Raw genomic sequence first — 24,963 nt, 5'->3', positions numbered from 1 at the left:
GCTAGCACCCGAGCAGCCGGTTGTGGATCTCGGTGCAGGCCACCGCCGCGTGGCCCATGCCGTAAGCGATCTGGTCGAGCCCGGCGACCACGTCGCCGATGGCGAAGAGCCCTTCGATGCTGGTTTCGCAATGGGCATCGACCGGGATGCAGCCGGCTTCCGTCAGCTCCGCGCCGAGATCGCGGGCGAGGTCGGAATGCGGATCGGTGCCGAGCGCGACATAGAGCGTGTCGAAGCGCTCCTCGCGCCCGTCCTCCATCTCGACCACGATCCCGTCATCGTCGAGCCGGATGTCGCGGCGATGCGAAGGCAGGATCTTCAGCCCCGCCTGCGACAGCGCCTTTTCGCCGTCATTATCGAGCGGCGCGTGCTCGGGGCGCACCACGGTCACGTCCTCGGCGTAATGCTTCACGAAGCGCCCCTCGGCCACGGCATGTGGCCCCGAGCCGAGGATGGCGACCTTCTGGCCCCGCACCTCGTAGGCGTCGCAGATCGGGCAGTAGCGGATCAGCCCGCGCGCCACGCCCTCGTCATGCAGATCCTCGGGGATGCGCGGCGGGCGGTTGGTCACGCCGGTGGCGAGGATCAGCGCCCGCGCCTCGACCGCGCCGCCCTCGGCCTCGACGCGAAAGCCGCCCTCGATGCGATGGGCGCTGGTGACGCGGTCGCGGCGGATCTCGACGTCGTAGTGATCGAGCTGGCGGCGCATGCCGTCGAGCAGCTCCGGCCCGGTGACGCCGTCGGGATAGCCCGGCAGGTTGCGGCTGCGCGGGATGCGGTCGGCGCGCGGGCGGCCCGCGTCGAACAGCACCGTGTCGCGCAGGAACCGCGCCATGTAGATCCCGGCAGAGAGCCCCGCCGGGCCGCCGCCCACGATGATGCAGTCGCGCATGATCCGCCTCCGGTGATCCAGAGGCGGAAGATATGGCGCAGGGCGGGCCGGTCCAGCCCGGCGGCGCTTCAGAGCTTGGGCTTGACCTGCATCAGCGCCATGACCCCGCCCATGTCGGGGCCGTGATCCATGCCGGTGACAGCACGGCGCAGCGGCAGGAACAGCCCCTTGCCCTTGCGCCCCGTCTCGGCCTTCACCGCATCGGTCCACTGCTTCCACGTCTCGGGGCCGTAAGGCGGCTCGCCCAGAAGGCCCAGCGCCTGCGCCACGAACTCGGCATCCTCGGGCGCGGCGCGGCCCGCCCGGCCGTCGCGGAACACCGCCCACCATTCGGCAATGGTGGCGCGGGTCTTGAGGTTCTCGCGCACCGCCTCCCAGAAGGGCGCGGCTAGATCGTCGGGCACGCCCGCCGCCGCCACGTCATCGGCCACTTCCGAGAGCGGCTGCTGCGACAGCCAGCGCGCGGTGAGCGGCTCCAGATCGGCGGGGTCGAGCTTGGTGGGCGCCGAGCCGAAGGTGGCGATGTCGAAGCCCTCGATCACCTCCTGCGGCGTCTGGCGCAGCTCCACCGGCTGCGAAGAGCCCAGACGCGCCATCAGGCTCAGGATCGCCATCGGCTCGATCCCCGCCTCCTTGAGGTCGCGCAGGGACAATGTGCCGAGCCGCTTGGAGAGCGCTTCACCCTGCGGGCCGGTGAGCAGCGAGTGATGCGCGAAGCGCGGCGGCTCGAAGCCCAGCGCCCGGATGATCTGGATCTGCGTCGCGGTGTTGGTGACGTGGTCGGAGCCGCGCACCACGTCGGTGATCCCCATCTCGGCGTCGTCGACCGAGGAGGCGAAGGTGTAGAGCACCTGCCCGCTTTCCTTGATCAGCACCGGGTCGGAGACCGAGGCCGCGTCGATCGAGACGGGGCCGAGAATGCCGTCCTCCCACTCGATCCGCTCGCGGTCGAGCTTGAAGCGCCAATGGCTGCCGCGCTCGGCACGCAGGCGGTCCTTCTCCGCGTCGGTGAGGTCGAGCGCGGCGCGGTCATAGACCGGCGGCTTGCCCATGTTGAGCTGCTTCTTGCGCTTGAGATCGAGCTCGGCGGGCGTCTCGAAGCATTCGTAGAGCCGCCCGTCGGCGATCAGCTTCTCGCGCGCCGCCTCGTAGCGGTCGAGCCGGTCGGATTGCCGCTCCACCCGGTCATGGGTGATCCCCAGCCAGTCGAGCGCGTCGAGGATGCCGTCGACATATTCGGGCTTCGAGCGTTCCTGGTCGGTGTCGTCGATGCGCAGGATGAACTCGCCGCCCTGCTGGCGGGCGATGGCGTGGTTGAACAGCGCGGCGCGCAGGTTGCCGATATGCATCCAGCCGGTGGGGGACGGGGCGAAGCGGGTCGTTGTCATGGGGCTCTCCTGTTCGCCATGGGCTCTTTCACAGGCGGGGCGTTTTGTCCATATCAGGGGCATGGACAGCACATCCGACCCCTTCGCGGGCAGCCCCCTCGCGCCCTCTCTCGACGAGATCGAGACCATCGCGCGCCACGTCATCGCCACCCTGCCGGAGCCGTTCCGCAAGGCCGCCGCCGAGGTGGCGCTGCGCGTCGTCGATTTCGCGCCCGAGGAGATCCTCGACCAGATGGAGATGGAGCCCTTCGATCTGACCGGGCTCTACGAGGGCATTCCGATGACCGAGAAATCCAACTGGGACGTGCCGCACGGGCCCGACGTGGTCTGGCTGTTTCGCCGGCCGATCCTCGACGAATGGGCCGAGCGGGGCGATGTCAGCGTGGCCGAGATGGTCGCGCATGTGACGGTGCACGAGTTCGCGCATCATTTCGGCTGGTCCGACGACGACATCGCCGCGATCGACCAGTGGTGGCTTTGACGCCCCGGCGCTAGGCGCGGGCCATGGCCGCGCTACCCTCTGGCGGGACACAGCCCCAGACACATTCCCAGAGGAGACGCGACATGTCCCATTCGATCAGCCGCCGCGCGGCGCTCATGGCCGGGGCCGCCCTGCCGCTCGCCGCGGGGCTCGGCCTGCCCCGCGCCGCCCACGCCCAGCCCTCCGGCAGCGACGGTCTGGAGCTGCCGACGCACCGGGTGTTCATGCTCGGCGACATCAAGGTGACCGACCTGCTCGCCGGCAGCCGCATCGTGCCCGATCCGCATTCGATCTTCGGGCTCAATGTCGATGACGAGACCTTCGCGCAGGTGAGCGAGGCGCATTTCATCCCCGCGGACGCGGCGCGGTTCTTCTTCAACCCGGTGATGATCGAAGCCGGCGGCGACGTCATTCTCGTCGATACCGGCACCGATGCCGCGGGCATCACCGCGGCGCTGGAAGCGGCGGGCAAAGCCCCCTCCGACATCACCCATGTCGTGCTGACCCACATGCATGGCGACCATATCGGCGGCCTGATGACCGAAAGCGGCGAGAAGACCTTTGCCAATGCCGCGCATCACGCGGGCCGGGTCGAGTTCGATTACTGGGCCGGGCAGGAGAACGACGCCTTCGAGGCCAAGATGCGTCCACTCGAAGGCGAGCTGACCTTCCTGTCCGAGGGCGACACGGTCGGGCCGCTGACCACGATGGAGGCCTTCGGCCACACGCCGGGCCATCTCGTCTTCACCGCGCAGGGCGGCGATCATGCGCTGCTGCTCATGGGCGATCTGGCGAACCATCCGGTCTGGTCGGTCGGCCAGCCCGGCTGGCATGTGAGCTTCGACGTCGACAAGGAGATGGCCGTAAAAACGCGCCGCCGGGTGCTGTCGATGGCCGCCGAGGAGAGGATGGCGGTGATGGGCTACCACATGCCCTTCCCCGGCCTCGGCTTCGTTGCCGCCGAGGGCGAGGGCTTTCGCTGGGTGCCGCACAGCTACCAGCTGATGATGTGATCACTCCGCCGGGGTCGGGTCCGCCTCCTGCCCGGTATCGGGCACGAGGCGCGGCTCGGGCAACCGCCAGACCAGAAGCGCCACGGCGACGAAGGCGGCCGCGTTGAACCACAGCGCGGCCGCCATCGCCTCCGGGTAATCGCCGCCGCCGCGCAGCATGCCGAAGAAGATCTGCCCCATCACCGCCACGCCCAGCGCGCCGCCGACCTGCTGGAAGCTCTGCAGCGCGCCCGAGCCCGCGCCGGTGTCGCGGTCGGCGACATTGGCCAGCACCGTCTGGAACAGCGGCGAGACGGCGGTGCCGAGCCCCAGCCCCGCGATCCCGAGCGGCGCGATGAAGGCCATGCGCGACAGCGCCCCGCCCGCCTCGGGCAGCACCAGCCCCAGCGCGGTCATGCCGATCACCAAGAGTATCGCCCCCGCCGTGATCCGCAGGCGCGGCCAGCGCGTGCCAAGCCGCCCCGACAGGGCCGAAGCCCCCAGCACGCCGAGCGAAAACGGCATGGTGGTGATCCCCGATTCCAGCGGCGTCAGCCCGAAGCCGACCTGCAAAAAGATCGCGAAGACGAGAAAGAAGCCGGGGATGCCCGCGAAGAGCAGCGTGGCGAGCGCGGAGCCGGTGACGTAATCGGCATTGGCCAGAAGGCTCGCCGGGATGAGCTGCGGCGCCCCATTGCGCGCCTGCCGGCGCTGCCACAGCACGAAGGCCACGCCCATGGGCAGCGCCGCCGCCATCATCGCGAAGATCCAGGCCGGCCAGCCGAGCTGCCGCCCCTCGATCAGCGGAAACAGCAGGAGCATCAGCCCCGTGCCCGCCAGCGCCATGCCGACGAGATCGAGCCGCAGCGCCGCGTCGCCGGGGATCTTCGGCACGTATCGCATCGCCCCCAGAACCGCGATCACGCCGACGGGGATGTTGACGAGAAAGATCGGCCGCCAGTCGAGCCCCGCGATGTCGGCCCCGATCAGGAACCCGCCCAGCACCGGCCCGGTCACGCTCGCCAGCCCCGCCGAAAGCCCGAACAGCGCGAAGGCCGCGCCGCGCTCGCGGGGCGGAAACAGCGCGGGCACCAGCGCCAGCGTCTGCGGCGTCATCATCGCGCCGCCGATGCCTTGCAGGACGCGCGCCGCCACGAGGCTGCCGATGCCGGGTGCGAGGCCGCACAGCGCCGAGGCGATGGTGAAGACCGTGACCCCGATCACGAACATCCGCCTGCGGCCCACCACGTCGCCCAAGCGGCCCGCGGGCAGCAGGAACAGCGCGAAGCTCAGGATATAGGCGGCGACGACCCATTCGATCTGGCTGTCGGTGGCGTCGAAGGCCGCCTGCAGCGACGGGATGGCGACATTGACGATGGTCACGTCGATCAGGTTCATGAAGCCCGCCACCAGAAGCGCCGCCATGGCGATCCAGCGGCCCCTGAGCGGTGTGTCGTCCTCGGTCATCTCTTGTCCCGGCCTGCGCCCGGCCTTCAGATCGGATGCACCGGCCAGTAGCTCTCCAGCCGGTCGAGCCCGTGCCGGATCAGCTCCGCCAGAACGCCGCGATCCACATCGGCGAGCCTGTTGATGTAAAGGCACGACTTGCCCGTGCGATGCTTGCCCAGGCGGGCAAGGATCGGGTTGGCCTCGTCGTAGCCGGGCATGATGTAGAGCACCAGATGCGCCTTTCGAGGCGAAAACCCGGTGGCGAGAAAGCGCCCCGAGCGGCCGCTGTCATAGACATAGTCGTAAGCGCCGTAGCCGATGATGGAGGGCCCCCACATCTGTGGCACGAAACCGGTCACCTCGCGAAACAGCGCATCGAGCGCTTGGGCGTCCTCGCGCCGGCGGTCGGGCGTCACCGCGCCGAGAAACGCCGCGACGCTCTCTTGCGTGGGCATGGTCTTGTTTCCGCTCATCTCCATCCCCCTTTGCCGCCGGGCACAGGGCCCAGCCTAGCGGGCCGATGCAACGGTGCAAGACCGCGCCGCCCGGCGTGCCGCGCAGGTTGTCTTGCCCCCGGCCCGCGGCTACTCTGTCGCCAAAGCGGAAACAGGGCCCGGGCGAACCGGTCCCGGCGATCGGGGGCAATCGGTCATGTCGGCAGGAGCCATGCGCGCGTTCACTCTCGCGGCGGCAATGGGATTCGCGCAGGTGCCTTTCGCCCTCGCGCAGGAGATCACCACCAAGCAATACGAGGATGGCGGCGTCTATGAGGGCACCTTCCTCAATGGCCGCCAGCACGGCCAGGGCAGCTACCGGCTGCCCAATGGCTACGAATATGTCGGCGAATGGTTCGAGGGCGAGATCCGCGGCGAGGGCCAGGCCACCTTTCCCAACGGTTCGGTCTATGAGGGCCAGTTCGCGCGCGGCAAGCCCGAGGGGGTGGGCCGGATCACCTTCGCCGATGGCGGCACCTATGAGGGCGAATGGGAGGACGGCAAGATCACCGGCCGCGGCACCGCCGAATACGCCAATGGCAGCCGCTACGAGGGCGAATTCCGCAACGCCATGCATCACGGCATCGGCACGCTGACCAGCCCCGACGGCTATGTCTACGAGGGCCAGTGGATCAACGGCGTCAAGGAGGGCGAAGGCAAGATCACCTATCCCGACGGCGCGGTCTACGAAGGCACGCTCAAGGGCGGCGAGCGCGACGGCGAGGGCCGGCTCACCATGCCCGACGGTCTGGTCTATGAGGGCGGCTGGGTCGATGGGCGGATCGAGGGCGAAGGCCGGCTGGAGCAGCCGGGCGGCGATGTCTATACCGGCAGCTTCAGCGCCGGAAAGCGGCAGGGACAGGGCCGGGTCGAATACGCCAATGGCGACGTGTACGAAGGCGCCTTCGAGAACGATCGCCGCCACGGCACGGGCAGCTTCACCGGCACCGACGGCTACCGCTACGAGGGCGATTGGGTCGAGGGGCGGATCGAGGGCGAGGGCGAGGTCACCTATCCCGACGGCTCGGTCTATGTGGGCCAGTTCGAGAACGACCTCGCCCATGGCACCGGCAAGATCACCTATACCGACGGCTCGACCTATGAGGGCGACTGGTCCGAGGGCGTGATCGAGGGGACGGGCGTGGCCACTTATGCCAACGGCCTCGTCTATGAGGGCGAGTTCCGCGATGCGCAGAACCACGGGCAGGGCAGGATGACCTATGCCGACGGTTACAGCTACGAGGGCGACTGGGTCGAGGGCCAGCGCGAGGGACAGGGCGTCGCCACCTATGCCGACGGCACCGTCTACGAGGGCGGCTTCGAGGACGGGCAGCGGCACGGGACCGGCAAGATCACCATGCCCGACGGCTTCACCTATGAGGGCGAATGGTCGAATGGGGAGATCGAGGGCGAAGGTGTCGCGACCTATGCCAATGGCGACGTCTATGAGGGCATGTTCCGCGGCGGGCGGCGGCAGGGCCAGGGCGTGATGCGCTATGCCACAGGCGAGACCGAGGAAGGCGGCTGGAGCGACGGCGCCTTTGTCGGCGACGCGCCGGTCGAGCGGCCGCGGGTGACCCTGCCCGAGGAGGACACGAGCGGCGACGCGGAGACGAGCGGCGACGCGGCGGCCGCGCAGGCCGAGACGGGCGAGACGGGCGAGACGGGCGAGGCGGAGCCGGATGCCGACGCGCCGGAGGCCCCGCAGATCATCGAGGCCGCGCCCGATGCGGGCGCTGTCACGATCGAGACCACGCCGGCGCGGGAGTGAGCCGCTACCAGGGCACCGCCTCGCCGCGCCAGTCGTAGAACCCGCCCGACTGCGCGGGCGCCAGCCCGTCGATCACGGCGAGCAGGTTTCGTGCCGCCTCCGCCCCGGGCACCATGCGGTGCCGCCCGGCATAGGCCGCGGTGAAGCCCGTCTCGACCGTGCCGGGATGCAGCGCCACGAGAATGGCCGCGCGGTCGTGGCGCGCAAGCTCGATCGCCGCGCCATGCACGACCTGGTTCAGCGCCGCCTTGGAGGCGCGGTAGGAATGCCAGCCGCCGATCGCGTTGTCGCCGATCGAGCCGACGCGCGCCGAAAGCACCCCCGCCCGCCCGCCGGAAGCGAGAAGCCGGGGCAGATGCCGCAGGATCAGCGCCGGGCCGATGGCGTTGACGGCGAAGAGGCGGGCCATGGCGCGCGCATCGATCGCGGCAAGGGATTTCTCCGGCCCCTGCCCTTCGGGCGCGAGGATGCCGGTGGCGACGAGGATCAGATCATATGGCCCCTCCAGAGCGCCCAGCCTCCGCTCGACCGAACCCGTATCGGTGATGTCGAACCCGTCCTCGCGGCGCGACAGCCGGGTGACCTGCGCGCCCCGCGCCTCCAGCGCCTCGGCCAGCGCCGCGCCGATGCCGCCGGAGGCGCCGATCACCAGCGCGCGCTCACCCGGCATAGATCATCTTGCGCGTCATGCCGCCGTCGAGCAGCACCTCCTGCCCGGTCATGAAGCCCGCCTGCGCCAGCCAGAGCACCGCCTCGGCCACGTCCTCGGGGCGGCCCGCCCGGCCCGCCGGGTGCTGGGCGTGGTCGATCTCGCGCAGCTCCTCCCAGCCCTCGGTGACGATCCAGCCGGGGGCGATGGCGTTGACGCGGATCTCGGGGCCCAATGAGACGGCGAGCGCGTGGGTCAGCGCCGTCAGCCCGCCCTTGGCGGCGGCATAGGGCTCGGTCTGCGGCTCGGATTGATGCGCGCGGCTGGAGGTGACGTTGACGATGGCGCCGCGCCGCGCGCGCAACAGCGGCACGCAATGCTTGCTCATCAGCAGCGCGCCGGTGAGGTTGGTGTCGAGATAGGCCCGCCAGATTTCGAGCGCCAGTTCCTCGACCGGGCCGACCTCCGGGTCGGCAATGCCCGCATTGTTGACCAGAAGATCGAGCCCGTCCCAGCCGGTCGCCGCCACGGCGTCCTGCACCGAGCCCTCGTCCGAGACGTCCGCCTCCAGCCCGCGCACCCCGTCCGGCAGGGCGGCGAGCGCCTCCGCGTCGCGGTCCAGCGCCGCGACCTGCCAGCCTTCCCGCGCCAGCCGGCACGCGACGCCGCGCCCTATCCCCTTCGCGCCGCCGGTGACGAGCGCCCGCTTGATGTCATCTGCCATGCGCCGCGACCTAGCCGGGCGCGGCGCGCGGTCAATCCGTGACGGAGCGCCCGGCGCGTGGCATGATCGGGCCCGCAAGCAGGAGGATCGCCATGGACCGCCCCGTCATCTACCACATCCCCGTCTGCCCGTTTTCGCAGCGCGTCGAGATCCTGCTGGCGCTCAAGGGGCTGTCGGAGGCGGTGGAGTTCCACGTCATCGACATCACCGAACCGCGGCCCGACTGGCTTTTGGAAAAGACCGGCGGCACCACGGCGCTTCCCGTTCTGGAGACCGAAAATGGCGGCGTGCTGAAGGAAAGCCTCGTCCTGCTGCGCTATGTCGAGGAGCGCTGGGCCAAGCCGCGCACCGCCCGCGAAGACCCGTTCGAGCGCGGGATCGAGCGGCTCTTCATCACCCGCGAGGGGCCGTTCGGCATGGCCGGATATCTCTACGTGATGAACACCGACCGTGCGAAGACCGACGAGAAGCGCGAGGCGCTGCTCGGGCATTACCGCTGGCTGAACGAGATGCTGGAGCGGCACAACCCGGAGGGCACGTGGCTGTTCGACCGCTTCGGCCTTGCCGAGATCGTCTACACGCCGCTGATGATGCGGTTCTGGTTTCTGGAGCATTACGAGGGCTTCGCCCTGCCCGACACGCCCGAATTTGCCCGCGTCGCGCGCTGGCGCGCGGCCTGCCTCGGCCACGAGGCGGCGCAGCAGGTGCGCTATGATCAGATCGTGAAGCTCTATTATGATTACGCGGTGGGCGCGGGCAACGGCGCGCTGCCCGAGGGGCGGCAAAGGTCGAGCTTCGCCTTCGCGCCCGACTGGCGCGACCGGCCCATGCCGCCCGCCGACAAGTATGACCGCGTGGCCTCTGACGCGGAGTTGGGACTTCTGGACGCTTAGGGGTTTTCATCGCGGATTCGGTCGATATAGTCCGCCCCATGAGCCGGAACGTCACCCTTTCGTCCCCCGCGGCCCTGCCCGCGCTTCGGACCCTCCTTCTCCTTACGCGCCTCTGAGCGTGCCATTCGGCGCGACCGCTCAGAGGGGATGAACGCGCCGGACCAAGCACCCGGACCAGAAGGAATTTCCGACATGACCACCACGCCCGACACCCGCCCCGAGAACCGCGTCCTGATCTTCGACACGACGCTGCGCGACGGCGAGCAATCGCCCGGTGCCACCATGACTCATGCCGAGAAGCTGGAGATCGCCGAGCTGCTCGACGAGATGGGCGTCGACATCATCGAGGCCGGCTTTCCGATCGCCTCGGAGGGCGATTTCAAGGCGGTGAGCGAGATCGCCCGCCAGTCGAAGCAGGCCACGATCTGCGGCCTCGCCCGCGCCAACTACAAGGATATCGACCGCTGCTGGGAGGCGGTGAAGCAGGCCCGCTCGCCGCGCATCCACACCTTCATCGGCACCTCGCCGCTGCACCGCGCCATCCCGAACCTGAGCCAGGACGAGATGGCCCAGCGCATCCACGACACGGTGACCCATGCGCGCAACCTGTGCGACAACGTGCAGTGGTCGCCGATGGACGCGACGCGCACCGAGTGGGACTATCTCGCCCGCGTGGTCGAGATCGCGATCAAGGCCGGGGCGACGACGATCAACATCCCCGACACGGTGGGCTATACCGCCCCCGTCGAGAGCGCCGACCTGATCCGCCGGCTGATCGCCGAGGTGCCGGGCGCGGACGAGATCATCTTCGCGACCCACTGCCACAACGATCTGGGCATGGCGACGGCCAATTCGCTGGCCGCCGTCGAGGGCGGCGCGCGGCAGATCGAATGCACGATCAACGGGCTCGGAGAGCGCGCGGGCAACACCGCGCTCGAAGAGGTGGTGATGGCGCTCAAGGTGCGCCACGACATCATGCCCTGGGACACCGGCGTCGACACCCGCAGGATCATGAACATCTCGCGCCGCGTCGCCACCGTTTCGGGCTTTCCGGTGCAGTTCAACAAGGCGATCGTCGGCAAGAACGCCTTCGCGCACGAGTCCGGCATCCATCAGGACGGGATGCTCAAGAACGCCGAGACCTTCGAGATCATGCGCCCCGAGGATGTGGGCCTCGCGGGCACCTCGCTGCCTCTGGGCAAGCATTCGGGCCGCGCGGCGCTGCGCGCCAAGCTCAAGGATCTGGGCTTCGAGATGGCCGAGAACCAGCTCAACGACACCTTCGTGCGGTTCAAGGAGCTGGCCGACCGCAAGAAGGAGGTCTATGACGACGACCTGATCGCGCTGGTGCGCCAGAACGAGGCGGTCTCCGACCGGGTCCGGCTCAAGTCGCTCAAGGTGATCTGCGGCACCGAAGGCCCGCAGCACGCCGAGATGACGCTGACCATCGACGACGCGGAGAAGTCGGTCGACGCCACCGGCGACGGCCCCGTAGACGCCACCTTCAACGCGATCAAGGCGCTGTTCCCGCATGAGGCGCGGCTGCAGCTCTACCAGGTGGCCGCCGTGACCGAAGGGACGGATGCGCAGGCCACCGTTTCGGTGCGGCTCGAGGAGGACGGGCGGATCGCGACCGGCCAGTCCGCCGACACCGACACCGTGGTCGCCTCCGCCAAGGCCTATATCAACGCGGTCAACCGTCTGCTGGTGCGGCGCGAGAAGACCGCGCCGAATGCCGACGTCAAGGGCGTGGGCTACATGGATGCGGGCGAGTGAGCGCGCCGGGGGGCGGGGCCATGCGGGCCCTGCCCCCCGAACGCCGCGTCGCGGCGGCGAAAATGCGCTGACCGTCTGGGTTGCAGGGCCTTTCCGCGCCGGGCGCTCATGCCTATAAGGCCCGAGGTCCGCAGGCCGGAGTCGCGGATCATCACAGCACTGGTTACGGGATAGATCACGCCATGTTCGGATTGGGCAGCTTGTTTTCGTCTGACATGGCGATCGACCTCGGCACGGCGAACACGCTGGTCTATGTCAAGGGCCGCGGCATCGTGCTGTCGGAGCCCTCGGTCGTGGCCTATCACGTCAAGGACGGCGTGAAGAAGGTGCTCGCCGTGGGCGAGGACGCCAAGCTGATGCTGGGCCGGACCCCCGGTTCGATCGAGGCGATCCGGCCGATGCGCGAGGGCGTCATCGCCGATTTCGACGTGGCCGAGGAGATGATCAAGTATTTCATCCGCAAGGTGCACAAGCGGACGACCTTCTCCAAGCCCAAGATCATCGTCTGCGTGCCGCATGGCGCGACCCCGGTGGAAAAGCGCGCGATCCGGCAATCGGTGATGTCGGCGGGCGCGCGGCGCGCGGGCCTGATCGCCGAGCCGATCGCCGCCGCCATCGGCTCGGGCATGCCGATCACCGATCCGACCGGCAACATGGTCGTCGATATCGGCGGCGGCACCACCGAGGTGGCGGTGCTCTCGCTCGGCGACATCGTCTATGCCCGCTCGGTGCGGGTGGGCGGCGACCGGATGGACGAGGCGATCATCAGCTACCTGCGCCGCCAGCACAATCTGCTGGTGGGCGAGGCCACGGCCGAGCGGATCAAGACCCAGATCGGCACCGCCCGCATGCCCGATGACGGGCGCGGCCAGTCGATGCATATCCGGGGCCGCGACCTTCTCAACGGCGTGCCGAAGGAGACCGAGATCTCACAGGCGCAGATCGCCGAGGCGCTGGCCGAGCCGGTGCAGCAGATCTGCGAGGCGGTGATGACCGCGCTGGAGGCCACGCCCCCCGATCTCGCCGCCGACATCGTCGATCGCGGCGTGATGCTGACGGGCGGCGGCGCGCTGCTGGGCCAGCTCGACCTTGCGCTCAGGGAGCAGACCGGGCTTGCCGTCTCGGTGGCCGACGAGTCACTCAACTGTGTGGCGCTCGGCACCGGCAAGGCGCTGGAATACGAGAAACAGCTGCGCCATGTGATAGACTACGACAGCTGACCGCGGCGCCCGCCCGCGGGCGCCCTGCCCCGCATTGGGGCGACATGCCATATCACGGGGGGGGTACGCGCTCCTTGGCCAGATCACGTCACAGCGGCGAGGAGTTCGCCCGCCCGATCCGCAGGCTGCTGGTCGGGCTCCTGGTGCTTGCGCTTCTGGCGCTCTTCGCGCTGTGGCGCATCGACAGCCCGCGGGTCGAGAGGATGCGCGCCGAGGTGATCGACCGGGTGCTGCCCTCCTTCGACTGGGCGCTCGCCCCGGTCACGGGGCTTGCCACCATGGCGTCCAACTTCCAGAGCTACGCGCATCTGCACGAGCAGAACCGCCAGCTCAGGCGCGAATTGCAGCAGATGCGCGCCTGGCGCGAGGCGGCGCTGCAGCTCGAACAGGAGAACGCCAAGCTTCTCGATCTCAACAAGGTCCGGCTCGACCCCGAGCTGACCTACATCACCGGCGTAGTCATGGCCGACAGCGGCTCGCCCTTCCGGCAATCGGTGCTGCTCAATGTCGGTGCGCGCGACGGCGTGCTCGATGGCTGGCCGGCGATGGACGGGATCGGGCTCGTTGGCCGGATTTCCGGCGTGGGGCAGTCCACCAGCCGGGTTCTGCTGCTCACCGACACCTCGAGCCGCATCCCGGTGACGATCCAGCCCTCGGGGCAGCGCGCGATCCTCGCGGGCGACAACACGATCTATCCGCCGATCGACTTTCTGGAAAACCCCGATCTCGTGCGCCCCGGCGACCGTGTCGTCTCTTCGGGCGATGGCGGCATGTTCCCCGCCGACCTGCTGGTGGGACAGGTGACCATGAGCGCCGATGGGCGGCTCAGGATCAGGCTCGCCGCCGATTACGAGCGGCTGGAGTTCCTGCGCGTGCTCAGGAGCCACGAGGCCGAGGTGCTGGACGAGGCCGGCCGGCTGATCGTGCCCGAGCCGCGCGAGGTCTTTGGCCCGCCCGCCCCCGCGCCCGAGAGCCTCGTGCCCGTGGGCGAGACGGCGGCCGATGATGCGGAGACGCAGGATGGCTAGCCCGAGGCCCACGCGGCTCTGGCTTGGCCGGGCGGGCCTTGCGGCGCTGGCGCTGGTGCTGATCATCGCGCGGCTATTGCCGCTCGACACGCTGCCGCCGCGCTGGGCGGGGCCGGATCTGCTGCTTGCCGTGCTCTTGCTGTGGACGCTGCGCCGCCCCCGGCTGGCGCCGGTCTGGCTGATCGCGGGCGTGGTGCTGCTGGCCGATTTCCTGTTCCAGCGCCCGCCCGGTCTCATGGCCGCGCTGACGGTGATCGCCACCGAGATGCTGCGCCGCAGGCAGCCGCGGCTGCGCGCCGGCGGTTTCGGCGTCGAATGGGCGGCGGCGGCGCTGGCGGTGGCGGGCATACTGGCCACGGCGCAGGCGGTGATGCTGATCGCCATGATCCCGGCCCCGCCGCCGGGGCTGGTGGCGAGCCAGGCGCTCGCCACGGCGCTGGCCTATCCGCTCGCCGCCTTTGCCGCGCGCTGGCTGTTCGGCATCGCCCGCGGCCCGATCGACACCCGGAGGATCTCCGCATGAAACGCCCGCCCAAGGAAACCGCCGAAAGCACCCGCCGCATCGCCCGGCGCAGCCTGCTGATCGGCACCGCGCAGCTCGGCATGATCGGCGTGCTGGGCTGGCGGATGCGCTCCATGCAGGTCGAGGAGGGCGAGATCTACCGCAATCTCGCCGAGGAAAACCGCATCAACATGCGGCTCATCCCGCCCTCGCGCGGGCTGATCTTCGACCGCAACGGCGTGCCGCTCGCGGTCAACGAGCAGAATTACCGCATCATCATCACCCGCGAGGATGCGGGCGATGTCGACGACACGCTCGACCGGCTGGCGCGGCTCATTTCGCTGCCCGAGGAGGCGATCGAGGACGCCAAGGCCGAGATGGCGCGCCGCCCCGGCTTCGTCCCCGTCACCGTGGCCGAGCGCGTGCCGTGGGACGACGTGGCCAAGGTCACCGTCAACACCCCCGCCCTGCCCGGCATCACCGCCGAGGTGGGCCTGTCGCGGCATTATCCGCGCGGCTCGGACACGGCGCATGTGGTGGGCTATGTCGGGCCGGTTTCGGATTACGACCTGTCGAAGATGGACGACCCCGACCCGCTCATGCAGATCCCGCGCTTCCAGATCGGCAAGACCGGGGTGGAGGCGAAGTTCGAGGAGGAGCTGCGCGGCTCGGCCGGCACCAAGCGGATCGAGGTCAACGCGACGGGCCGGGTGATGCGCGAGCTCGACCGCGAGGAGGGCAAGTCGGGCGCCGACCTGCAGCTCACCCTCGACAGCAAGCTGCAAAGCTATACCGAGGCGCGGCTCGAGGGCGAAAGCGCCTCGGTGGTGGTGATGGACCTGGAGACCGGCGACCTGCGCGCCGTGGCCTCGGCCCCGACCTTCGATCCGAACCTCTTCGTGCGCGGCATCTCGGGGCCAGACTGGCGCGCGCTCAACGAAAACAAGTACCGCCCGCTTTCGGCCAAGACCGTGCAGGGCGCCTATCCGCCCGGCTCGACCTTCAAGATGGTGGTGGCGCTGGCGGCGCTGGAATCGGGGCTCGTCGGCCCCGAGGACACCGAGTATTGCCCGGGCTACACCGAGGTGGGCGGCACGCGGTTCCACTGCTGGAAGCGCGGCGGGCACGGCAATGTCGACATGCACCGCTCGCTTCAGGAAAGCTGCGACGTCTATTACTACGAGGTCAGCCAGAAGATCGGCATCGACCGCATCGCCGAGATGGCGCGGCGGCTCGGCGTCGGCGTGGCGCATGACGTGCCGATGTCGGCGGTGAGCGCGGGCGTGGCGCCCGACACCCAATGGAAGCGCGACCGCTATGGCCAGGCCTGGCGCATCGGCGACACGGTCAACGCCTCGATCGGACAGGGCTATGTTCTGGCGACACCCTTGCAGCTCGCGGTGATGACGGCGCGGCTGGCGACGGGGCGCGACGTGCGGCCCCGGCTGATCCACTCGGTCGGCGGCGTGATCCAGCCTTCGGGCGCGGGCGAGCCGATGGGGCTCAACGAGAACTACCTGCGCCGGGTGCGCGCGGCGATGAACGACGTCTCCAACGCCCGGCGCGGCACCGGCTTTCGCTCGCGCATCGTGGCCGAGGGGATGCAGATGGCGGGCAAGTCGGGCACCAGCCAGGTGCGCCGCATCACCGCCGAGGAGCGCGCGCGCGGCGTCACCTCGAACGCCGACCTGCCATGGGAACGGCGCGACCACGCGCTGTGGGTCAATTTCGCGCCCTATGACAACCCGCGCTTCGCGGTGTCGGTCATCGTCGAACATGGCGGCGGCGGCTCCTCGGTCGCGGCCCCGATCGCGCGGGACGTGACGCTGCAGGCGCTCTATGACGGCCCGCCGCCGCTCGAGGCCTACCCGTCGAACCTGCGCGACGAGATCGCCGCGCAGCAAAAGCGGATCGAGAACCACGTCGCGCGCGGCACGACCTCCTCGGACAGGGCCTGAGATGAGCTACCTCGAAGCCAATGCCAAGTTCGTCCCCACCGGGTTTCGCAAGCTGCTTTACCTCAACTGGCCGGTGATCCTGCTGATCTCGGCGGTCTGCGGCTTCGGCTTCCTGATGCTCTACTCGGTGGCCGGCGGCTCGCCCACGCCCTGGATGGAGCCGCAGATGAAGCGCTTCGGCGTCGGCATGGTGGCGATGATCATCGTCGCCATGGTGCCGATCTGGTTCTGGCGCAACATGGCGCTCCTGGCCTATGGCGGCTCGCTCGCGCTTCTGGTGGCGGTGGACATGTTCGGCACGGTCGGCATGGGCGCGCAGCGCTGGATCGACCTCGGCCCGATCCGGTTGCAGCCTTCCGAGCTGATGAAGGTCAGCCTCGTGATGCTGCTGGCCGCCTATTACGACTGGCTGCCGCTCAGGCGCACCTCGCATATCTTCTGGGTGCTGCTGCCGGTGGTCTTCATCTCGATCCCGACGCTGCTGACGCTGGCGCAGCCCGATCTCGGCACCGCGCTTCTGCTGCTGATCGGCGGGGCGACGGTGATGTTCGCCGCCGGCGTCCACTGGGCCTATTTCGCCACCGTGATCGCCGCCGGCGTCGGCACGGTCTATGCCGTCTTCGTTTCACGGGGAACGTCGTGGCAGCTCCTCAAGGACTACCAGTATCGCCGGATCGACACCTTTCTCGACCCCTCGAACGACCCCCTGGGCGCGGGCTACCACATCACACAGGCCAAGATCGCGCTGGGCTCGGGCGGCTGGACCGGGCGCGGCTTCATGCAGGGCACGCAGAGCCGGCTCAATTTCCTGCCCGAAAAGCACACCGATTTCATCTTCACCACGCTGGCCGAGGAGCTGGGCTTCGTCGGCGCCTCGACGCTCTTGGCACTCTACGCGCTGATCATCTTCTTCTGCGTCGCCTCCGCGGTGAACAACCGCGACCGCTTCGCCTCTCTGCTGACGATCGGCATCACCATGACGTTCTTTTTGTTCTTCGCGGTGAACATGTCGATGGTGATGGGCCTTGCCCCCGTCGTCGGCGTGCCGCTGCCCTTGGTGAGCTATGGCGGCTCTGCGATGCTGGTGCTGCTCCTGGCCTTCGGGCTGGTGCAGAGCGCGCATGTCCACAAGCCGAGGTAACATGAAGATCCTGTTCTCCGCCCCCGAAAGCAACTGGGCCGACTACCGCGACCTGCTCCCCTCCGCGCTGGCCCGCGCCGGCATCGAGGCCGAGGTCGTGCGCGAGGCCGCGCCCGGGACGGTCGATTACATCGTCTATGCGCCCAATGACGATCTGCGCGACTTCACCCCCTTCATCCGCGCCCGCGCCGTGCTGTCGCTCTGGGCCGGGGTGGAGCGGATCGTCGGCAACGCGACGCTGACCCAGCCGCTCGCCCGCATGGTCGATGACGGGCTGGAGCGCGGCATGGTCGAATACGTGGCAGGCCACGCGCTGCGCCATCATCTGGGGATGGACGCGCATGTGGTGAACCCCGAGCAGGACTGGACGCCCGAAGCGCCGCCTCTCGCCGCCGACCGGCCCGTCACCATGCTGGGCCTCGGCGCGCTGGGCCGGGCCTGCGCGCAGGCGCTGGCGGGCTTGGGCTTTCCGGTGACGGGCTGGAGCCGGACGCAAAAGCGGATCGAGGGGCTGCGCTGCCTGTCGGGCGAGGATGGGCTTTCGGAGGCGCTGGAGGGCGCGCAGATCGTCGTGACGCTGCTGCCGCTGACGCCCGAGACCGAGAACCTGCTCGATGCGGCGCGCCTCGCCCTGCCCGCGCGGGGGGCCGCGCTGATCAACCCCGGCCGCGGCCCGCTGATCGACGATGACGCGCTGCTCGCGGCGCTCGACACGGGCCGGATCGGCCATGCCACGCTCGACGTGTTCCGCACCGAGCCGCTGCCCCGCGACCACCCCTACTGGGCGCATCCGCGCGTCACCGTGACGCCGCATGTCGCCTCGGCCACGCGGCCCGCCACCGCAGCACAGGTGATCGTCGAGAACATCCGCCGCGCCGAGGCGGGCGAGCCGCTTTTGCACCTCGTGGACCGGGCGCGCGGCTACTGAGCCTCAATGCAGGCGGGGCGGCTTTTCGGGGTCGGTGCCGGGCGCCTTGGGGCCGGGGGTGACATGCGGCTGCGGCAGCTTCAACCGCAGCCCGGCGCGGGCGATGCGGCGCGCGGTCTCCGTCTGGCTTTCGAGGAAGGTCACGTCGAGCGCGCCCTCCTCCAGCCCCGAAAAGGTCAGCGCCTCGCCCACCGCGACGGCGAGGCCGCGCTCGGCCATGGGCGCGGGGTCGAGAAAGGCCAGGAGCGGCGCCTCGCGGCCATCGGCATATTCGACCCGGACGAGGAACGCCTCGCGCGCCAGCCCGCGCGCCGAGGTCAGCTTTTCGTCGAGCGCGGCGAGCAGGGCCTCCGAGACGTCGCGCGGCGGGTTCACCGCGACGGGGCGCTCTGACGCCTCCTGCGGCGCATGGGTCAGCGTCTCGGCCAGCCATGTCAGCGCCTCGGGCGGCAAAAGCCGCGCCGAGGGGGCCACGCGCGGGTTGAGCGCGAGGCCGAGGCCCTGGCTGCCGAGGATCTGCGCCAGCGCCCGGCCCGGCACGGCGGCGTGAAAGGCGGCGGCGCCCGCGTATTCGGACAGCCGCTCCTCGCGGTCGAAGGCCACGGCATAGCTCTGCCCCGCCTCCTCGATGGTCACCGGGGTCACGCTTTCCTCGCCCGCCTCGTCGGCGAGCAGCAGGTAAAGCTCCGCATCCGCGAGACGGCCGTAATAGCGCAGCCGCGCCGCGTCGTCCTCGGGGGCGGCCTGCATGGCCGCCGAGGCCACGTCCAGTCCGGTTTCCATGCTCAATCCTCCATCACCTCGCGCACGCGCGCCTTGAGCGCGGGCAGAACCTCCGCCTCGAACCACGGGTTGCGCTTGATCCACGCGGTATTGCGCCACGAGGGATGAGGCAAGGGAAAGAGGCCGGGGCCGAAGTCGCGCCATTGCCGCACCCGCTCGGTCACGCCCGGCCCGCGGCCCAGATGCCAGTTCATCGCCGCGCCGCCGATCAGCACGGTGAGGCGGATGTCGGTCAGTTCCGACAGAACGCGATCGCGCCAGACCTGCGCGCAGATGGGCGGCGGCGGCAGGTCGGAGCCCTTGGTGTCATATCCCGGAAAGCAGAAGGCCATCGGCACGATGGCGACGCGGCTGCGGTCGTAGAAGGTCTCTTCGTCCATGCCGAGCCAGTCGCGCAGCCGCTTGCCCGAGCGGTCCCAGAAGGGCGTGCCCGCCTCGTGCACACGAAGCCCCGGCGCCTGGCTCGCGATCAGGAGCCTTGCACCGGGGCGAAACCAGACGACGGGGCGCGGCGCGTGCCGCGTCGCGGTGGCGGCGAAACGGTCGGCGCACAGGCGGCAGGCGGAAAGCTCGGCATGCAGCTTCTCCATCGCCGCCTACCTCGCGGCCCGCCCGCCGCCGACATGCGGGCTCACGCCCGGCGACCGCCGCGCAGCACCTTGCGAGCCAGCTTCCAGATGGCGAAATACTTGACGAACTTGCGCATGATGACGTTCCTTTCGGCTGAAGGGGGTTCGCCCTCCAAACGCATGAGCGGTGCGGAAGTTTCGCCGCATCGGGACGGCAGGCGCCGGGCGGCCCCGCCGCGGGATGCGCCCCTGCGCGGAAACATTCCCCCGATTTGGTAAGGATTTAGGCGTCGTTTCGCCATAAACCGGTCCTAGATCGGAATCATGGAAGCCCGGATCGACCCCGAAGGTCGGTCGTGGCATTGACAGCCGGGTGCCGAAGCGGGGAGCACATGCTCGAATTCAACCAGGTCAGCAAGTCCTTCTGGACCGGCAAGCAGCGCAAGATCATCCTCGACCGGGCCTCGTTCCGGGTCGAGCTGGGCCGCTCGCTCGGCATTCTTGCCTCCAACGGCACCGGCAAGACCACGCTGATCAACATGATGGCCGGGCTGGAAAAGCCCGACGAGGGAAAGATCATCCGCGGCTGCCGGATCTCCTTTCCGCTGGGCTTCATGGGCGGGGTGGTGCCGCGCCACAGCGCGCGCGAGAACGCGCGCTACATCGCCCGGCTCTACGGGCTCGATCCCGACTACGTCGAGGCCTTCTGCCGCTGGCTCTGCGGCATCGAGGAATATTTCGACCGGCCCGTCGGCACCTACAGCCAGGGGATGCGCGCGCGCTTCACCTTCTCGCTGATGCTGGCACTGGATTTCGACATCTACCTGATCGACGAGGGCATGCCGCAGACCACGGATGCCGCCTTCAACCGCAAGGCCGGCGAAATCCTGCGCGAGCGGCTGGAGACGACGACGGTGATCATCGTCTCGCACCAGCCGCAGACGCTGGAGCGCTTTGCCCGGCAGGCCGCGGTGCTGCGGCATGGCCGTCTGCACATGTTCGACAGTCTCGAGGAGGCGCGCGAGCTTTATGACTACCACGCCTAAGGTGACCCGTTACCGGCTGCGCGCCGGCGCGCCGCTCGCACCCCGGCCCGCCGATCCCGAGGCCGCGCGCGCCGCCGCCGCCGCCGCGATGGAGGCCCGCCCCGCCCCCGCCGCCGTGACGATGCACCCGCTCCAGCAGCGCCTGCCGCAGCAGGAGGCCTCGGTCGAGGAAGCTGTCGCCACCGAGGCCGAGCACGACATCGACAAGATCCGCCGCGAGGGGCTGACCGGCCGGCAGCTGCGCATGGCCCGACGGGTGGCGCAAAAGCAGGGGCTGGAGGTGGCGTCGGATTTCGACGCGGTGCGCCAGCTGCGCGCGCTCGGGGTGGACCCGTTCCAGCGCTCGAACATCATCGAGCTGGTCGTGCCCGAGCAGGAGCAGGACAAGACTGCGTCCGCGTCTGCGTCCGCCCCCGTGCCCGCGCCGCGCGTGCAGCTGCCCTCGACCGTGCCGGAGGGCGACCGGCAGCTGCCCTCGACCGAGCGGGCCGACCCGGCCGAGCAGCGCGCCTCCGAGATCCGCGGCATCCAGCGCGATCTCGCCCGTCGTCGTCGTCGTCGGATGGCGCTTCTGGGCCTGCGGCTGATGCTCTTCGTGCTGCTGCCGACGGTTCTGGCGGGGTATTACTTCTTCGCCGTCGCCACGCCGATGTTCGCCACCCGCTCGGAATTCGTCATCCAGCAGGCCGAGCCGCAAAGCGGCGCAGGGCTGGGCGGGCTGTTCCAGGGCACCTCGATGGCGACCCAGCAGGACAGCATCACCGTGCAGTCCTACCTCACCTCGCGCGCCGCGATGGTGCGGCTCGACGAGGAGGAAGGCTTCAAGCAGGTGTTCTCCGACCCGGCGATCGACCCGCTGCAACGCCTCCACCAGCCCGCCACCAACGAGGCCGCCTACGACCTCTACCAGGACCATGTGAAGATCTCCTACGATCCGACCGAGGGGATCGTGAAGATGGAGGTGATCGCGCCCGACCCCGAAACCTCGCAGCGGTTTTCAGAGGCGCTCTTGGGCTATGCCGAGGAGCAGGTCGACCAGCTCACCGCGCGGCTGCGCAACGACCAGATGCAGGGCGCGCGCGACAGCTACGAGGCGGCCGAGGCGCGCCGGGCCGAGGCGCTGGCCAACTGGCTGCGCATCCAGGAGGAGGTGCAGCAGATCGACCCGGTGGGCGAGACGGCGGCGCGCACCCAGCAGATCTCGGCGCTCGAGACGCAGCGCCAGCAGCTGCAGCTGGAGCTGCAGACCCGGCTCGCCGTGCGTCGCCCCAACGAGGCGCAGGTGAATTCGATCAAGAGCCAGATCGCGGGCATCGAGGAGCTGATCACCGATCTGCGCCGCGAGATGACCGAAGCCTCGGAGGCGGGCTCATCGCTCGCCGCGCGCAACACCGAGCTGCGGCTGGCCGAGGAGGATTACGGCTTCCAGACGCTCTTGGTGCAGCAGGCGCTGCAGCAGATGGAGGCCGCGCAGATCGAGGCCAACCGGCAGGTGCGCTACCTGTCGCTCGGGGTCGAGCCGGTGGCGCCCGACGAGGCGACCTATCCCAAGGCGCTCGAGAACACGGCGCTGGCCTTGCTGATCTTTTCGGGCATCTACCTGATGCTGTCGCTCACCGTCTCGATCCTGCGCGAGCAGGTCTCGAGCTGAGCGGGCGGCGGGCGGCGCGTGACGCCGCCCGCCTTGCGCGCTAGACCGGGGCCAGACAGCACGCGAAAGGCCCTGCCCCATGATCGACGTCCAAGTAGGCCCCCTCACGGTCGGCAATGACCGCCCCCTCACCCTCATCTCCGGGCCCTGCCAGCTCGAATCCTCGGACCATGCGCAGATGATCGCGGGCCGACTGGCCGAGGCCTGCGCCGCGCATGGCGCGCAATTCGTGTTCAAGGGCAGCTACGACAAGGCCAACCGCACCTCGCTTTCGGGCAAGCGCGGGCTCGGCATGGAGGCCGGTCTCAAGGTGCTCGACGACGTGAAGCGCGCCATCGGCTGCCCGGTGCTGACCGACATCCACGCCGCCGATCACTGCGCGCCGGTGGCCGAAGTGGCCGACATCCTGCAGATCCCGGCCTTTCTGTGCCGCCAGACCGACCTGCTCATCGCCGCGGGCGAGACCGGCGCCGCGATCAACGTCAAGAAGGGCCAGTTCCTGGCACCTTGGGACATGGCCAATGTCGCCGAGAAGATCGCCTCGACCGGCAACAGCCGCATCCTGCTCACCGAGCGCGGCGTCTCCTTCGGCTACAACACGCTGGTGGCCGACATGCGCTCCCTGCCGACGATGATGAAGACCGGCTACCCGGTGGTGATGGACGCGACCCATTCGGTGCAGCAGCCCGGCGGTCTTGGCGGCGCTTCGGGCGGTCAGCGCGAGTTCGCCCCCGTCATGGCCCGCGCCGCCGTCTCCCTGGGCATCGCGGCGGTGTTCCTCGAGACGCACGAAGCGCCCGATACCGCGCCCTCCGACGGGCCGAACATGGTGCCGCTGGAGCAGATGCCGCGTCTGATCGAGACGCTGATGGGGTTCGACCGGCTGGCCAAGACCGACCCGATCCGCGTCTGACCCCGCCATACGGGGCGGGGACTCCGCCAGCTAGGATCCCCCGCCCCGCCACCGTGAAATTGCCCTCGCGGAAGCTGCACAAACCGCGATTTCCGCTCTTGAACCCCCCGCAGGACAAGGTTAGACAGCCGCCACACCTGCTGGGGTGTAGCCAAGTGGTAAGGCAGCGGTTTTTGGTACCGTGTACCGTAGGTTCGAATCCTACCACCCCAGCCAGGTTTTTCCTAAGTCATTGATATTGTTGATGCCCCTAAACGTGACTGGGGCATGTCACACAGAGCTGTCACACCACGGTGCAGCACTGGATGACGGGGATCTCGGACGGCCTGCTCTCGATGGAGGGTGGCATGACCGCAATGAACCATGTCTTCCGAAGAGGCGCCGTCTATACGTGGCGCCGTCGACTGCCTCGCACGCTGGTCAGGCGTGGAGCGCCTGCCGTAATGCAATTGAGCTTACAAACCTGTGGATTACCGGCCGCTAGGCGTCTCGCCGCTATTGTGACAGCGCAGAGCGAAGCTGTATTTTGGGCCATGGAACACGAAAACCTTTCCCCCGAAGAGGCCCGGCGTCTGCTGGAGCATAGCTTGCGCGACGCGCAGGCTCAGATTGCAAAGCATGAGCTTCTCGCTCTCGCAGATGGCGCGCCGAACGCGGTCGAGGCGGAACGGCGGGCCGATCTCGTATCGGGACATGCGCATAGGCTAGTGGCGACCCGTGGCCAGTCGGCACACTTCAGCGAACAGGACCGGCAATCGCTTGCGCAGGAGGGACTGAGCGAGGAGGAATGCAACTCCGTCGTCGCCCATATGGACGTTCTGCGGGACGCGTATTTTTCTCGATCATGGACGGGCCTGATCGGTCGCAAGACCTCCGAGGCCATTGGTCGGCGGAACCTGTCAGCCCTCGACTTGATCACTGCCCGCCAGATCATTCTAAAGGGGCGCGCTGCGGCTTACCTCGAAAGCGCAGCCGCGAACGCTTCCGACGACATCAGCCCCGAGATCACTCTCGCTGCTGAAATCAGGAGGGAGGCCATGACCGCAGCCTATGCCCCTCCTTGCGCGGATCCTGCGATGGATCGCGGTACCAACCCGTTACCAGTCCAGCCCGCAGCAGGTAACGAGGCTTGCACGACTGAGCGCTCGGACATTGCATTGACGACCATGGAAACCAAGGAAGACGTGCCTTCCGATGACCTCGAATACGATAGTCGGATTGACGCAGTCTGTGCTCGTTTGGTCGATGACAAAAGTCGTGACGGCGTCGACGAGAAGTTTCAAACGCAGATCATGACCGCAGCCCGAATCCTGCAGCAGGTCACAGGGATCAGCGATATCCGAAACCTGAACCATAGGCATTGCGCGCGCTTCAGGGATTCCCATTACAAGCTTCCCAAAAGCTGGGGAAAAAGCCCGAAGGATCGTGACCTCACGGTGCCGCAGATCATCGAGGCTGCAGCGGACCTGCCCGCCGAGAAAAGAGGTCTGAGCGCTGCAACGATCAACCGCAATCTTGGCCTGCTGAAACAGTTGCTCGACAGAGCGGAAAGCGACGGCATTCCGGTCAGCTCAAGCATTAAGCTAGACAAGCTGCGTGTTCGATCCCACCGTCGAGCCCGGGACGACCGAAAGCCATTTAGTCTTAGCGAGATCCGCAAGGTTTTTGAGCATCCTGTCTGGACGGGCTGCCACGGATCCACCCGCCGCCTGCGC

At 68.8% G+C, this 24,963-nt stretch carries 23 protein-coding genes, 1 tRNA gene and 1 pseudogene; 17 read left to right on the top strand and 8 right to left on the bottom strand.

Translation table 11 applies throughout. The features are described from left to right. Position 1: 1 nt before the first annotated feature. Positions 2 to 892, bottom strand: a complete 891-nt coding sequence (locus CJ301_RS11990) for an NAD(P)/FAD-dependent oxidoreductase (protein ID WP_099277611.1) — start codon at positions 890 to 892, stop codon at positions 2 to 4. A gap of 68 nt (positions 893 to 960) precedes the next feature. After that, a complete protein-coding gene (gene gltX / locus CJ301_RS11985; protein ID WP_099277610.1) occupies positions 961 to 2,280 on the bottom strand; it encodes a glutamate--tRNA ligase in 1,320 nt (439 codons plus the stop codon). A 61-nt stretch (positions 2,281 to 2,341) separates the two neighbouring features. On the opposite strand from gltX, the gene CJ301_RS11980 reads away from it, so the two are divergent. After that, positions 2,342 to 2,761, top strand: a complete 420-nt coding sequence (locus CJ301_RS11980; protein ID WP_099277605.1) for a metallopeptidase family protein — start codon at positions 2,342 to 2,344, stop codon at positions 2,759 to 2,761. An 83-nt stretch (positions 2,762 to 2,844) separates the two neighbouring features. Beyond that, positions 2,845 to 3,774, top strand: coding sequence for an MBL fold metallo-hydrolase (locus tag CJ301_RS11975; RefSeq protein ID WP_099277602.1), 930 nt, complete (start codon positions 2,845 to 2,847; stop codon positions 3,772 to 3,774). Here the strand turns inward: CJ301_RS11975 and CJ301_RS11970 are convergent, their stop codons facing one another. After that, on the bottom strand, positions 3,775 to 5,220 hold the full coding sequence (locus tag CJ301_RS11970; protein WP_099277600.1) for an MFS transporter: 1,446 nt from the start codon (positions 5,218 to 5,220) through the stop codon (positions 3,775 to 3,777). Positions 5,221 to 5,246: 26 nt separating this feature from the next. Continuing rightward, positions 5,247 to 5,675: a DUF1801 domain-containing protein gene (locus CJ301_RS11965; protein ID WP_099277720.1), complete on the bottom strand. Its 429-nt coding sequence runs from the start codon at positions 5,673 to 5,675 to the stop codon at positions 5,247 to 5,249. A gap of 193 nt (positions 5,676 to 5,868) precedes the next feature. Here CJ301_RS11965 and CJ301_RS11960 point away from each other — a divergent pair, with 193 nt between their 5' ends. After that, entirely contained in the window at positions 5,869 to 7,467 is a 1,599-nt protein-coding gene (locus CJ301_RS11960; RefSeq protein ID WP_099277599.1) for a 2-isopropylmalate synthase, read from the top strand. 4 nt (positions 7,468 to 7,471) lie between these two features. Here CJ301_RS11960 and CJ301_RS11955 read toward each other — a convergent pair whose 3' ends face one another. Then, on the bottom strand, positions 7,472 to 8,137 hold the full coding sequence (locus tag CJ301_RS11955; protein WP_099277598.1) for an SDR family NAD(P)-dependent oxidoreductase: 666 nt from the start codon (positions 8,135 to 8,137) through the stop codon (positions 7,472 to 7,474). After that, positions 8,127 to 8,840, bottom strand: coding sequence for an SDR family oxidoreductase (locus CJ301_RS11950; protein ID WP_099277597.1), 714 nt, complete (start codon positions 8,838 to 8,840; stop codon positions 8,127 to 8,129). The genes CJ301_RS11955 and CJ301_RS11950 overlap by 11 nt, the downstream gene beginning before the upstream one ends. 92 nt (positions 8,841 to 8,932) lie before the next feature. On the opposite strand from CJ301_RS11950, the gene CJ301_RS11945 reads away from it, so the two are divergent. The 8 genes from CJ301_RS11945 (at position 8,933) to CJ301_RS11910 (ending at position 18,286) form a co-directional block, all read left to right on the top strand. Beyond that, the gene (locus CJ301_RS11945; RefSeq protein ID WP_099277595.1) at positions 8,933 to 9,733 is read left to right on the top strand and encodes a glutathione S-transferase family protein; all 801 of its coding nucleotides are present in this window, start codon (positions 8,933 to 8,935) and stop codon (positions 9,731 to 9,733) included. 192 nt (positions 9,734 to 9,925) lie between these two features. Then, on the top strand, positions 9,926 to 11,509 hold the full coding sequence (locus CJ301_RS11940; RefSeq protein ID WP_099277593.1) for a 2-isopropylmalate synthase: 1,584 nt from the start codon (positions 9,926 to 9,928) through the stop codon (positions 11,507 to 11,509). 182 nt (positions 11,510 to 11,691) lie between these two features. Next, positions 11,692 to 12,729, top strand: coding sequence for a rod shape-determining protein (locus tag CJ301_RS11935; protein ID WP_099277592.1), 1,038 nt, complete (start codon positions 11,692 to 11,694; stop codon positions 12,727 to 12,729). 74 nt (positions 12,730 to 12,803) lie between these two features. Further along, complete coding sequence (mreC, locus tag CJ301_RS11930; protein ID WP_099277590.1) at positions 12,804 to 13,757, top strand: rod shape-determining protein MreC; 954 nt, start codon at positions 12,804 to 12,806, stop codon at positions 13,755 to 13,757. Then, entirely contained in the window at positions 13,750 to 14,280 is a 531-nt protein-coding gene (locus CJ301_RS11925; RefSeq protein ID WP_099277588.1) for a rod shape-determining protein MreD, read from the top strand. The genes mreC and CJ301_RS11925 overlap by 8 nt, the downstream gene beginning before the upstream one ends. Then, on the top strand, positions 14,277 to 16,217 hold the full coding sequence (mrdA, locus tag CJ301_RS11920; RefSeq protein ID WP_099277586.1) for a penicillin-binding protein 2: 1,941 nt from the start codon (positions 14,277 to 14,279) through the stop codon (positions 16,215 to 16,217). Before CJ301_RS11925 ends, mrdA begins: the two co-directional genes overlap by 4 nt. A 1-nt stretch (position 16,218) precedes the next feature. Then, on the top strand, positions 16,219 to 17,358 hold the full coding sequence (gene rodA / locus CJ301_RS11915; RefSeq protein ID WP_099277583.1) for a rod shape-determining protein RodA: 1,140 nt from the start codon (positions 16,219 to 16,221) through the stop codon (positions 17,356 to 17,358). A gap of 1 nt (position 17,359) precedes the next feature. Continuing rightward, complete coding sequence (locus CJ301_RS11910; RefSeq protein WP_099277580.1) at positions 17,360 to 18,286, top strand: 2-hydroxyacid dehydrogenase; 927 nt, start codon at positions 17,360 to 17,362, stop codon at positions 18,284 to 18,286. Positions 18,287 to 18,289: 3 nt separating this feature from the next. Here the strand turns inward: CJ301_RS11910 and CJ301_RS11905 are convergent, their stop codons facing one another. Beyond that, positions 18,290 to 19,069 (bottom strand): SseB family protein, encoded by a 780-nt coding sequence (locus CJ301_RS11905; RefSeq protein ID WP_099277578.1) that lies wholly within the window; start codon positions 19,067 to 19,069, stop codon positions 18,290 to 18,292. Positions 19,070 to 19,071: 2 nt separating this feature from the next. Next, positions 19,072 to 19,659: a uracil-DNA glycosylase family protein gene (locus CJ301_RS11900; RefSeq protein ID WP_099277575.1), complete on the bottom strand. Its 588-nt coding sequence runs from the start codon at positions 19,657 to 19,659 to the stop codon at positions 19,072 to 19,074. 371 nt (positions 19,660 to 20,030) lie between these two features. Between CJ301_RS11900 and CJ301_RS11895 the strand changes: the two genes are divergently transcribed. From CJ301_RS11895 to CJ301_RS11870, 6 genes and pseudogenes are all read left to right on the top strand, one after another. Continuing rightward, positions 20,031 to 20,684: an ABC transporter ATP-binding protein gene (locus CJ301_RS11895; RefSeq protein WP_099277573.1), complete on the top strand. Its 654-nt coding sequence runs from the start codon at positions 20,031 to 20,033 to the stop codon at positions 20,682 to 20,684. Continuing rightward, positions 20,668 to 22,335, top strand: coding sequence for a capsule biosynthesis protein (locus tag CJ301_RS11890; protein ID WP_173812358.1), 1,668 nt, complete (start codon positions 20,668 to 20,670; stop codon positions 22,333 to 22,335). Before CJ301_RS11895 ends, CJ301_RS11890 begins: the two co-directional genes overlap by 17 nt. 79 nt (positions 22,336 to 22,414) lie before the next feature. Further along, positions 22,415 to 23,248, top strand: coding sequence for a 3-deoxy-8-phosphooctulonate synthase (gene kdsA, locus CJ301_RS11885; protein ID WP_099277569.1), 834 nt, complete (start codon positions 22,415 to 22,417; stop codon positions 23,246 to 23,248). Between the two features lie 141 nt (positions 23,249 to 23,389). Further along, positions 23,390 to 23,464 (top strand) — tRNA-Gln (locus tag CJ301_RS11880). A gap of 89 nt (positions 23,465 to 23,553) precedes the next feature. After that, a pseudogene (locus CJ301_RS19300) lies at positions 23,554 to 23,775 on the top strand (DUF6538 domain-containing protein); the annotation flags it as partial. Positions 23,776 to 23,781: 6 nt separating this feature from the next. Then, the coding region (locus tag CJ301_RS11870; protein WP_162620511.1) for a hypothetical protein at positions 23,782 to 24,963 on the top strand (1,182 nt) is incomplete at its 3' end.

The sequence above is a fragment of the Limimaricola cinnabarinus genome, assembly GCF_002723615.1.
In the GTDB taxonomy this organism is placed as follows: Bacteria; Pseudomonadota; Alphaproteobacteria; order Rhodobacterales; family Rhodobacteraceae; genus Limimaricola; species Limimaricola cinnabarinus_B.
The sequence above is the reverse complement of the archived record's forward strand: the minus strand, read 5'-3'. Positions and strand labels throughout refer to the sequence as shown.

Coding starts and splice junctions, on each gene's coding strand:
- CJ301_RS11980 (WP_099277605.1), top strand. CDS start 2,342: ATGGACAGCACATCCGACCCCTTCGCGGGCAGCCCCCTCGCGCCCTCT.
- gltX (WP_099277610.1), bottom strand. CDS start 2,280: ATGACAACGACCCGCTTCGCCCCGTCCCCCACCGGCTGGATGCATATC.
- CJ301_RS11935 (WP_099277592.1), top strand. CDS start 11,692: ATGTTCGGATTGGGCAGCTTGTTTTCGTCTGACATGGCGATCGACCTC.
- CJ301_RS11900 (WP_099277575.1), bottom strand. CDS start 19,659: ATGGAGAAGCTGCATGCCGAGCTTTCCGCCTGCCGCCTGTGCGCCGAC.
- CJ301_RS11895 (WP_099277573.1), top strand. CDS start 20,031: ATGCTCGAATTCAACCAGGTCAGCAAGTCCTTCTGGACCGGCAAGCAG.
- CJ301_RS11950 (WP_099277597.1), bottom strand. CDS start 8,840: ATGGCAGATGACATCAAGCGGGCGCTCGTCACCGGCGGCGCGAAGGGG.
- CJ301_RS11910 (WP_099277580.1), top strand. CDS start 17,360: ATGAAGATCCTGTTCTCCGCCCCCGAAAGCAACTGGGCCGACTACCGC.
- CJ301_RS11945 (WP_099277595.1), top strand. CDS start 8,933: ATGGACCGCCCCGTCATCTACCACATCCCCGTCTGCCCGTTTTCGCAG.
- CJ301_RS11905 (WP_099277578.1), bottom strand. CDS start 19,069: ATGGAAACCGGACTGGACGTGGCCTCGGCGGCCATGCAGGCCGCCCCC.
- kdsA (WP_099277569.1), top strand. CDS start 22,415: ATGATCGACGTCCAAGTAGGCCCCCTCACGGTCGGCAATGACCGCCCC.
- CJ301_RS11955 (WP_099277598.1), bottom strand. CDS start 8,137: ATGCCGGGTGAGCGCGCGCTGGTGATCGGCGCCTCCGGCGGCATCGGC.
- mrdA (WP_099277586.1), top strand. CDS start 14,277: ATGAAACGCCCGCCCAAGGAAACCGCCGAAAGCACCCGCCGCATCGCC.
- CJ301_RS11940 (WP_099277593.1), top strand. CDS start 9,926: ATGACCACCACGCCCGACACCCGCCCCGAGAACCGCGTCCTGATCTTC.
- CJ301_RS11990 (WP_099277611.1), bottom strand. CDS start 892: ATGCGCGACTGCATCATCGTGGGCGGCGGCCCGGCGGGGCTCTCTGCC.
- CJ301_RS11965 (WP_099277720.1), bottom strand. CDS start 5,675: ATGAGCGGAAACAAGACCATGCCCACGCAAGAGAGCGTCGCGGCGTTT.
- rodA (WP_099277583.1), top strand. CDS start 16,219: ATGAGCTACCTCGAAGCCAATGCCAAGTTCGTCCCCACCGGGTTTCGC.
- CJ301_RS11890 (WP_173812358.1), top strand. CDS start 20,668: ATGACTACCACGCCTAAGGTGACCCGTTACCGGCTGCGCGCCGGCGCG.
- CJ301_RS11970 (WP_099277600.1), bottom strand. CDS start 5,220: ATGACCGAGGACGACACACCGCTCAGGGGCCGCTGGATCGCCATGGCG.
- CJ301_RS11925 (WP_099277588.1), top strand. CDS start 13,750: ATGGCTAGCCCGAGGCCCACGCGGCTCTGGCTTGGCCGGGCGGGCCTT.
- CJ301_RS11975 (WP_099277602.1), top strand. CDS start 2,845: ATGTCCCATTCGATCAGCCGCCGCGCGGCGCTCATGGCCGGGGCCGCC.
- CJ301_RS11960 (WP_099277599.1), top strand. CDS start 5,869: ATGCGCGCGTTCACTCTCGCGGCGGCAATGGGATTCGCGCAGGTGCCT.